The organism is uncultured Methylobacterium sp. (assembly GCF_964251405.1).
Taxonomy (GTDB): Bacteria; Pseudomonadota; Alphaproteobacteria; order Rhizobiales; family Beijerinckiaceae; genus Methylobacterium.
The window spans coordinates 23,652-32,594 of the sequence record NZ_CAXUJR010000033.1 but is presented as its reverse complement, the minus strand read 5'-3'; the positions used below and the strand labels follow the sequence as shown (position 1 = coordinate 32,594).

General features: G+C 66.0%; 7 protein-coding genes. 4 read left to right on the top strand and 3 right to left on the bottom strand.

What is annotated here, in order from left to right:
• Positions 1-450 precede the first annotated feature (450 nt).
• Together ACFE7U_RS08495 and aat are read left to right on the top strand one after the other, a co-directional pair.
• The gene (locus ACFE7U_RS08495; protein WP_375409292.1) at positions 451-789 is read left to right on the top strand and encodes a hypothetical protein; all 339 of its coding nucleotides are present in this window, start codon (positions 451-453) and stop codon (positions 787-789) included.
• Between the two features lie 109 nt (positions 790-898).
• Positions 899-1,579: a leucyl/phenylalanyl-tRNA--protein transferase gene (aat, locus tag ACFE7U_RS08490; protein WP_375409291.1), complete on the top strand. Its 681-nt coding sequence runs from the start codon at positions 899-901 to the stop codon at positions 1,577-1,579.
• Positions 1,580-1,588: 9 nt separating this feature from the next.
• Here the strand turns inward: aat and ACFE7U_RS08485 are convergent, their stop codons facing one another.
• The gene (locus ACFE7U_RS08485; protein ID WP_375409296.1) at positions 1,589-2,173 is read right to left on the bottom strand and encodes a LysE family translocator; all 585 of its coding nucleotides are present in this window, start codon (positions 2,171-2,173) and stop codon (positions 1,589-1,591) included.
• Between the two features lie 56 nt (positions 2,174-2,229).
• Positions 2,230-2,838 carry a DUF2155 domain-containing protein gene (locus tag ACFE7U_RS08480; protein ID WP_375409295.1) on the bottom strand — a complete coding sequence of 203 codons (609 nt, stop codon included), beginning with the start codon at positions 2,836-2,838 and terminating at the stop codon, positions 2,230-2,232.
• Between the two features lie 814 nt (positions 2,839-3,652).
• Here ACFE7U_RS08480 and ACFE7U_RS08475 point away from each other — a divergent pair.
• A complete protein-coding gene (locus ACFE7U_RS08475) occupies positions 3,653-4,114 on the top strand; it encodes a hypothetical protein (protein WP_375409290.1) in 462 nt (153 codons plus the stop codon).
• Between the two features lie 37 nt (positions 4,115-4,151).
• Here ACFE7U_RS08475 and ACFE7U_RS08470 read toward each other — a convergent pair whose 3' ends face one another.
• Complete coding sequence (locus ACFE7U_RS08470; RefSeq protein ID WP_375409289.1) at positions 4,152-4,568, bottom strand: NADH:ubiquinone oxidoreductase subunit NDUFA12; 417 nt, start codon at positions 4,566-4,568, stop codon at positions 4,152-4,154.
• A gap of 519 nt (positions 4,569-5,087) precedes the next feature.
• Between ACFE7U_RS08470 and ACFE7U_RS08465 the strand changes: the two genes are divergently transcribed.
• On the top strand, positions 5,088-8,813 hold the full coding sequence (locus tag ACFE7U_RS08465) for a vitamin B12-dependent ribonucleotide reductase (protein WP_375409288.1): 3,726 nt from the start codon (positions 5,088-5,090) through the stop codon (positions 8,811-8,813).
• Positions 8,814-8,943 lie beyond the last annotated feature (130 nt).

The following is an 8,943-nucleotide window of genomic DNA, read 5'->3' as shown; positions in this document are numbered from 1 at the left end:
CCGTCATCGCCGCGCGCCATCTGCAGGATCTGGCATGACGAGCCGACCCTCGGGTCCCCGTCGACGGCCATAGGCGCCCTTTCGGCGCTTCAGCGACGTCTGCCAAAGCCTCGAACCCTCACCTCGCTTCTCCGTCAGGTGCGTGGTCGCACACAATGATTGCGCGCAATCGGCTTTTGCCATGCAAAAACCCCGGACAGCCTACGAACCATGCTGGCAAGAACACGCGAAAGACGTCAGATTTTAGTATAATAGTCCTAAAAGATCCGGCGGTGGGTCAGACTGAGACTTTGCATCCCCTCCCTACTGCGACAGATCGCTTGCAACGCAACTCTCGGAACGCCGGAGAGCGCCCCGGCTTCTCTCCGCAGATCCGCGACGGATGGCCTGCCCGCAATGGCCGATCGGTCGGCGGACTGAAATCAGATCTTCAAGGACATCGAGACTCCCATGCGTACCTTCACCCTCACCCTCGTCGCCGCCGTGCTGAGCACCACCGCCGCGCTCGCGCAGTCGCCGTCCGGGAACGTCGGCCAGCCGGAGCGTGGCGTACCGCAGGCCGGCCAGACGACGCGGGGACCCATCGACAATCCCTCGACCTACGGCGTCTATCGCAATGCCGACCGTCCGGTGCTCGTGGACCCGGACGTGACCGGCACGGTGATCGACGGCCCCTATCGCTCCAACAGCGAAGCGATCGTCGAGGATTCGGCGAAGGGCGGCAATGCCGAGCAGACCAACCGGATCGTGCCGAACCTCGGAACAACGTCCGGCGGCCCGCGGTTCTAAGATCGCGAGAACGATGTGAACCGGCGGCGGGGCGAAAGCCCCGCCGTTTTCGTTTGCGTCGCCGAACGTGGTGCTGGCCATCGAGCCAAGGTCGGGTCAAGATCGCGCGATGCACGACCGATCCACGGATGACGGCGACCGCGTGGAGATCACGCCAGAGATCCTGCTCAAGGCCTACGCGGCCGGAATCTTTCCGATGGCGGAGGATGCCGACGACCCGGCCATCTACTGGGTCGAACCGCGCGCCCGCGGGATCCTCCCGCTCGCCGGTTTTCACGTCGGCAAGCGCCTTGCACGAACGGTGCGCAGCGACGCCTTCGAGGTCCATGTCGACCGCGACTTCGACGGCGTCATCTCAGGTTGCGCCGCGCCGCGCCGCGATGCCGAGCGAACCTGGATCAACGGCCGAATCCGGGAACTCTACGGGGCCCTGTTCGACCAAGGCCACGCCCATACCGTAGAGGTCTACGAGCAAGGCTGTCTGGTCGGCGGCCTCTACGGGGTTTCGCTCGGGGCCGCCTTCTTCGGGGAGAGCATGTTCCACACCGTGCGCGACGCCTCGAAGGTCGCCCTCGTCCATCTCGTGGCGCGGTTGCGGGCGGGCGGCTATCGCCTCGCCGACACCCAGTTCGTCACCGACCATCTTCTGCAGTTCGGGGCGGAGGAGGTCCCGCGCCATATTTACAAGCGGCGTCTCGCCGACGCGATCGCGGCCGACGCCGACTGGACGGTCTGGCCGATCGACAATCCGACCCCGGGGTCGCAGGCGCTTGCCGCGCTGGGCCGTTAGGCCTTGCCGTCAGCGGCTTGTGTCGAACGCCATGCGCAGGCTGAGACCGCCGAGCACGCCGCCCATCAGCCAGCGCTGAACGTTCAGCCATACCGGCCGGCTGGCGAGGAAGCCGGCGATCGACCCTGCCGCCAACGCGACCATGGCGTTCACGCCGACACTGATCGCGATCTGGACCGTGCCGAGCACGAGGGTCTGTGCCAGGACGCTGCCGTGGTCGGGCACGACGAAATGCGGCAGCAGCGCCAGGTAGAGCATCGCGATCTTCGGGTTGAGGAGGTTGGTCAGGAACCCCATCGCGAACAGCCGTACCCGGCTGTCGGCCGGCAGATCCCGCACCTGGAACGGCGAGCGGCCGCCTGGGCGCAGAGCCGACCAGGCGAGCCAGCCAAGATAGAGCGCGCCGGCGATCCTAAGGGCGTCGTACGCGTAGGGTACCGCCATGACGAGGGCCGTGATGCCCAACGCCGCGCACAGCATGTAGAACACGAAGCCCAGCGCGACGCCGCCTAGCGAGACGAGGCCCGCGGCCCGGCCCTGGCAGATCGAACGCGAGACGAGGTAGGCCATGTTTGGCCCCGGCGTCAGGACCATGCCAAGGGAGACGGCCGCGAAAGCGAGGATCGTTGCGGCGTCCGGCACGGAACCCTCTATCGGAAGATCTGGTCGAAGATCGATTGCGGCTGGGGCGGTGGCGCCGGCGCCGGGCCCTCGTTGTTGGGGAAGAATTTTCGCGATGGCTTCTGTTTCGGCTGGACCGGAACGCCGCGTGGTGCCTCGACGTCGAGCTGGCCATTCGGATTGACCTGCTGCGCCGTGCGGGTCGCGTCGTCCCTGCGCGCCGCGCGCTTGGGCTTCTCGGGCCGGGCCGCCATCACCGGCACGTCCTCCTGCTCGCGCGCCTCGGCGATGATGTCGGTGCCGCCCTTACAGTCGACGACCCAGACATCGTAGATCGGGTGCTCGATGGCATGCAGGCCGGGGCTCGCCGCAAATTGCCAGCCCGTGAAGATGCGCCGGTACTTGTTGTCGAGCGTGACCTCGTCGACCTCGAGGAAGGCCGTGGTCTTCGGGCTCTCGGTGGCCGGCCGGCTGTAGCAGACCCTCGGGGTGAGCTGCAGCGCACCGAACTGAACCGTCTCGTCGACCGCCACTTCGAACGACACGATGCGCCCGGTGATCTTGTCGAGACCGGAGAACACCGCGGTCGGATTCTTGATCTTGTCGGCGTAGCCCGGCCCGCCGAGGAGGCAGACCATCCCGAGGAGGCTCGCCGACAACCGGGCCACTCCTCCGACGCTTGCAGCTTTCATGCGAATTCTCTCGGAAAGCGATTCTCGGGGCGACGCACGCATCGGTCGGATCCCCGGCGCTCAGTCTCGTCGTAGCTCCCTGTCATAGCGACAACGGTGTTGGAAAGAGGGCATGACCGAGGGTCGGCCAAGACGCCGACAGCGGCTGAAGTCGCGTCGGATCCTACCTGAGATTGCACGAACCGCGGCGTTCATCGATTGTTGCTCCGGTTCGCATGATTCGACCGGCGGTGATGGCGATGCCAGTCCAGGAGATTCCCGGCACCGGGACACTGCCCAATTTCGAGATCGGCCTGGCGCTGTCCGGAGCGATATCGGCTGGAGCCTACACGGCCGGTGTGATCGATTTCCTCGTCCAGGCCCTCCAGGCCTGGGAAGACAAACGCCCGGATGCGCCCGCGCGCCATGTGCGGATCAGGACGATTGCCGGAGCATCGGCGGGCACGATCACGGGCGCGCTCGGTGCCGTGGAACTGGCGCGGGGTCTGCGGCCCACGGCCCTGTCCGCTGAGGAGATCGGCCGGTCCCACCGGGAGGATGCCGTTCCATACCGGAAGATCCGCTGTGTCCTGCCGTCCCTCTATCGGACTTGGGTGACCCGCCCGCGGATGGTTGCCGATCGGAAAGGAGCGATGCGCTTTCTCGGCCTGGAGGATCTTGCGCCCGAGACCGAGCCGATGGCGACCAGAAGGCCTGTGGTCGTCAAATCCCTCCTCAATTCGATGCTGCTCGGTTCGCAGCCCAAACGGGAAACCGTCCGTTGCGATGGATCGCCTGGACCGCCCTCAAGATCCAGCGTGGGCGGATCCTCGAATTCGCGCGGATGGCGATCCTGGCCGACCTCGTCCGGCGCAACCAGATCGAGGAATGGGTTCTCCCAGACGGATTGATCCAGTGGGCGGAACGTCGGCCGGAGCCGGATGGCGGCACGCTGTACGGCTCCGACAACATGGGTGCCATCGTCGCCGAATTCGTGACGCTGACATTCGACTACCGAACCGTCCCGAGCATCGCGGCCGCTACCCACCTCGGCCCGGATTTCGTGCGACGAGCGATCGATCAACGCAAGGCCGGGGGCGACGACGAGCCCTATCGGGTGATCGACGCGGGGCGGGACGGAAACCAGCCTCTCTTTAGTCCTCGCCACGCGACGGCGGCCGGCCTATCGCTCGTGGCCCGTCATCGGGCGCGTCGCCAATTGTCTCGTTGCACCGCGGACTGAGTACAACTGGTCGTCGGCGGAGGCGTTGCTGCCGGCCCTAACCCCCGGGCGTCCACGGCACATAGTCCCCACCGGCGATCGGACGCCCACCCGGGTTCGATTGGGAGCCCTTTGGCCGATAGGCCTCCTCGGTGCCGGTGAGGTTCTCAACATGGGGCTTCTGCCAGTCTCGGGGCGTATAGGGCTCCTCGTTCGGAGCGACCTCGGCGTTGTGGCAGAGCCAGGCGCGCCAGCCGGGCGGGACCTTGGAGGCGTCGGCGTAGCCGTTATAGACGACCCAGCGCCGCTCCGTGCCCACCGATCGGTCGATCAGCGGTCCTTGCGCCTTGTAGTAGGTGTTTCCGGTCTCGTCGGTCCCGACGAGCTGGCCGCTGCGCGCAGTGTAGAGGGCGAGTGAGACGGTTTGACCGTTCCACCACGTGAAGATGCGCAGCAACGTGTCCTTGAGTGCCATCGCGTTCGCCTGAATCGGGGCTCGCGCCCGCCGCTTTCGAGAATGTGCGGACTATGGTGACGCGTCCCGGCGAAGTCCAGCCGGCCTCCGTGCCAACGCCAGCGTGCCAAGGCCGATGGTGCTGCCGAAATCCCACACCCTGCCGCCGTTAACCATGTCGACACCCCGGCATCGCCGCCGCTCCATGTGCGTCGCTGATTTTTCCGTCGCGAATCCGCAAGGCGAAAACAGGACTTATGGAGGGCCGCGCGATATCCACAGCTTTCGCGCACAGGACACTACATGTAGCGGGGAACATCGCCGGGACGCACCAGTTGTTGACGTGAAGGGGAGGGAGAGATAGCTTCCGGACGTCGCCGAAACGGTCGCGTCAGCCGGCGGTCCCTCACTCTTTCAGTCACGAAACACGGCTTGTCCGCGCCGCAGCGCGTGCATGCGCATGGTCGTCACTGACCCAGACAGCAACACGCCCGCCCTGGCGGTGCACCCGCCGGATCCCGGCGCAGGAGATGTGGTTACATGCGGTTCGAACGGCGTCACACCTCTGCCGGCCAGTCTCCCTATGCCGGCATCGCCTTCCGCAAGGCGCTCAGCGAGATCCGCAATCCCGATGGATCGGTCGTGTTCCGGCTGGAGGGTATCTCGGTGCCCGAGAGCTGGAGCCAGGTCGCCAGCGACGTGCTCGCGCAGAAGTACTTCCGCAAGGCCGGCGTACCCGCGCGCCTGAGGAAGGTGGAAGAGAACGACGTGCCGTCGTTCCTGTGGCGCTCGGTCGCCGACGAAGCGGCCCTGGCGGAACTCGCCGAGGACCAGCGTACCGGATCCGAGATCTCCTCTACGCAGGTGTTCGACCGGCTCGCCGGCTGCTGGACCTATTGGGGCTGGAAGGGCGGATACTTCACCTCGGAAGAGGACGCCTCCGCCTTCCTCGACGAGCTCCGCTTCATGCTCGCCAAGCAGATGGTGGCGCCGAACTCGCCGCAATGGTTCAACACCGGCCTGCACTGGGCCTATGGGATCGATGGTCCGAGCCAGGGCCACTATTACTGCGACTACCGCACCGGCGAGCTGACGCGGTCGGCCTCGTCCTACGAGCATCCGCAGCCGCATGCCTGCTTCATCCAGGGCGTGCAGGACGACCTCGTCAACGAGGGCGGCATCATGGACCTGTGGGTGCGCGAGGCCCGCCTGTTCAAGTACGGTTCGGGCACCGGCTCGAACTTCTCCATGCTGCGGGGCGAGAACGAGAAGCTCGGCGGCGGCGGCAAGTCGTCGGGCCTGATGTCGTTCCTCAAGATCGGCGACCGAGCGGCCGGTGCGATCAAATCCGGCGGCACCACGCGGCGCGCGGCCAAGATGGTCATTGTCGACATCGACCACCCCGATATCGAGCAGTACATCGACTGGAAGGTGAAGGAGGAGCAGAAGGTCGCCGCCCTCGTCACCGGTTCGAAGATCGTCTCGAAGCACCTCCAGGCGGTGATGAAGGCCTGCACGCAGTGCGAGGCCGAAGAGGATGCCTGCTTCGATCCCGAGCGCAATCCCGCCCTCAAGCGCGCCGTGAAGGCGGCCCGCAAGGAGAGCGTGCCGGACGGCTACACCAAGCGCGTCATCCAGTTCGCCCGCCAGGGCTTCACCAAGATCGACTTTCCCGTCTACGACACCGACTGGGATTCCGAGGCCTACCTCACGGTCGCCGGCCAGAACTCCAACAACTCCGTCTCGCTCACCGACGATTTCTTGCGCGCGGTGGACAGCGACGCCGACTGGGACCTGAAGGCCCGCACCACGGGCCGGACCACCAAGACCCTCAAGGCCCGCGAACTGTGGGACAAGATCGGCGAGGCGGCCTGGGCCTCGGCCGATCCGGGCCTGCACTTCAACACGACCATGAACGATTGGCACACCTGCCCGTCGGGCGGGCGGATCCGGGCCTCGAACCCGTGCTCCGAGTACATGTTCCTCGACGATACCGCCTGCAACCTGGCTAGCGCCAACCTGCTGACGATGTTCGATCGCGCCAGCGGCCAGTTCGATGTCGCCGCCTTCGAGCATCTCAACCGGCTCTGGACCGTCGTCCTCGAGATCTCGGTGCTCATGGCGCAGTTCCCCTCGAAGGAGATCGCCGAGCTCTCCTACCGGTACCGCACGCTGGGGCTCGGCTACGCCAATATCGGCGGGCTCCTGATGAGCATGGGGCTGCCCTACGACTCGCACAAAGGCCGTGCCATGGCCGGCGCGCTCAGCGCCATCATGACGGGCGTGGCCTATGCCACATCGGCCGAGATGGCCGGCGAACTCGGGCCCTTCGCGGCCTACGAGGAGAATGCCGACGCCATGCTCAAGGTGATCCGCAACCATCGCCGCGCGGCGCATGGCGAGGCGGAGGGCTACGAGTTCCTGAGCATCGCGCCGGTGCCCCTCGATATCGCCAACGTGCCCCAGGCCAATCTCGCCGAGCGCGCGAAGGCGGTGTGGGATCAGGCCCTGTCGCTCGGCGAAGAGCACGGCTATCGCAATGCCCAGGCGACCGTGATCGCGCCGACCGGCACGATCGGCCTCGTGATGGATTGCGACACGACCGGGATCGAGCCCGATTTCGCGCTGGTGAAGTTCAAGAAGCTGGCCGGCGGCGGCTACTTCAAGATCATCAACCGGGCGGTCCCCGACGCCCTGCGCTCGCTGGGCTACCGCGAATCCGAGATCGCCGAGATCGAGGCCTACGCGGTCGGCCACGGCTCGATGGGTCAGGCTCCCGCGGTCAACCCCGGCTCGCTCCGCGCCAAGGGCTTCACCGACGATAAGATCTCGGCGATCGAGGCAGGCCTGAAGTCCGCCTTCGACATCAAGTTCGTGTTCAACCGCTGGACGCTCGGCGACGACTTCCTCACGGACGTCCTCAAGGTACCGGCCGACAAGCTCGCCGATCCGACCTTCGAGATCCTGCCCTTCCTCGGCTACTCGCGAAAGGACATCGAGGCGGCCAACACCCATATCTGCGGGGCGATGACGCTGGAGGGAGCACCCTTCCTCAAGATCGAGCACTACGCGGTGTTCGACTGCGCCAACCCGTGCGGGCGCATCGGTAAGCGCTATCTCTCGGTGGAGAGCCACATCCGCATGATGGCGGCGGCGCAGCCCTTCATCTCCGGGGCGATCTCCAAGACCATCAACATGCCCAACGACGCCACGGTCGAGGATTGCAAGAACGCCTACCGGCTGTCCTGGACCCTCGCTCTCAAGGCCAACGCCCTCTACCGCGACGGTTCGAAGCTGTCGCAGCCGCTGAACTCCGCGCTCATCTCCGACGAGGACGACGATACCGAGGAGATGATCGAGGCCCTGGTCGCCCAGCCGGCGGCGGCCAAGGCGGCGCAACTCGCCGAGAAGGTGGTTGAACGGGTCATCGAGCGCGTCGAGCGTATCCGCTCGCGCGAGAAGCTGCCTGACCGCCGCAAGGGCTACACCCAGAAGGCGGTGGTCGGCGGGCACAAGGTCTATCTTCGCACCGGCGAGTACGAGGATGGCCGCATCGGCGAGATCTTCATCGACATGCACAAGGAGGGCGCCGCTTTCCGGAGCCTGATGAACAACTTCGCCATCGCGATCTCGATCGGCTTGCAATACGGCGTGCCGATGGAGGAATATGTCGACGCCTTCACCTTCACCCGCTTCGAGCCGGCGGGCTTCGTGCAGGGCAACGACGCGATCAAGAACGCGACCTCGATCCTCGACTACGTCTTCCGCGAACTCGCGATCTCGTACCTTGGCCGCATGGACCTCGCCCATGTCGACCCGTCCGAGATCGGCAACACGGTGATGGGCAAGGGCGAGGGCGACTCGACCCGCGGCAAGCCGGACCCGGTGGCGTCCGCCATCGTGTCGCGCGGCCTCGTTCGCGGCTCGGCCGACCGGCTCACCCTGATCCAGGGAGGCCCGGCCGGTGGGACGGTCGGTGTCGGCTCCTCGGGAGCCGGCGTGACGGCCCCGGCAGGCGGTGTGGTCCACGCGATGCGCGGTGCCACGGCCCTGAAGGCGGAGCCGGCTCAGGCTGGCCATGCCGAGGCTCTCGTGGCGAACCTGCCCTTCGCGAAGGCCGAGCGGAGCGTGTCGGATCGGCGCGCGGAGGCCAAGATGAAGGGCTACGTCGGCGAATCCTGCCCGGAATGCGCAAACTTCACGTTGGTGCGGAACGGGACATGCCTGAAATGCGACACCTGTGGCGGGACGACCGGCTGCTCGTGACCTTGAGGTCAGCTTAACCACAACGGTTCAACAAGTTCGCGCGGCCAACATCCGGGTGAGCAGTAGAAAATTAAATCTCGTCGTTCCGGGAAAATGATGGCAAAGGAGGCGATACCTTAACGGGATCGCC

Bases quoted from the DNA above. Each gene is read 5' to 3' on its own strand.
- ACFE7U_RS08495 (WP_375409292.1), top strand. From the start codon at position 451: ATGCGTACCTTCACCCTCACCCTCGTCGCCGCCGTGCTGAGCACCACC.
- aat (WP_375409291.1), top strand. From the start codon at position 899: ATGCACGACCGATCCACGGATGACGGCGACCGCGTGGAGATCACGCCA.
- ACFE7U_RS08485 (WP_375409296.1), bottom strand. From the start codon at position 2,173: ATGGTCCTGACGCCGGGGCCAAACATGGCCTACCTCGTCTCGCGTTCG.
- ACFE7U_RS08480 (WP_375409295.1), bottom strand. From the start codon at position 2,838: ATGGTCTGCCTCCTCGGCGGGCCGGGCTACGCCGACAAGATCAAGAAT.
- ACFE7U_RS08470 (WP_375409289.1), bottom strand. From the start codon at position 4,568: ATGGCACTCAAGGACACGTTGCTGCGCATCTTCACGTGGTGGAACGGT.
- ACFE7U_RS08465 (WP_375409288.1), top strand. From the start codon at position 5,088: ATGCGGTTCGAACGGCGTCACACCTCTGCCGGCCAGTCTCCCTATGCC.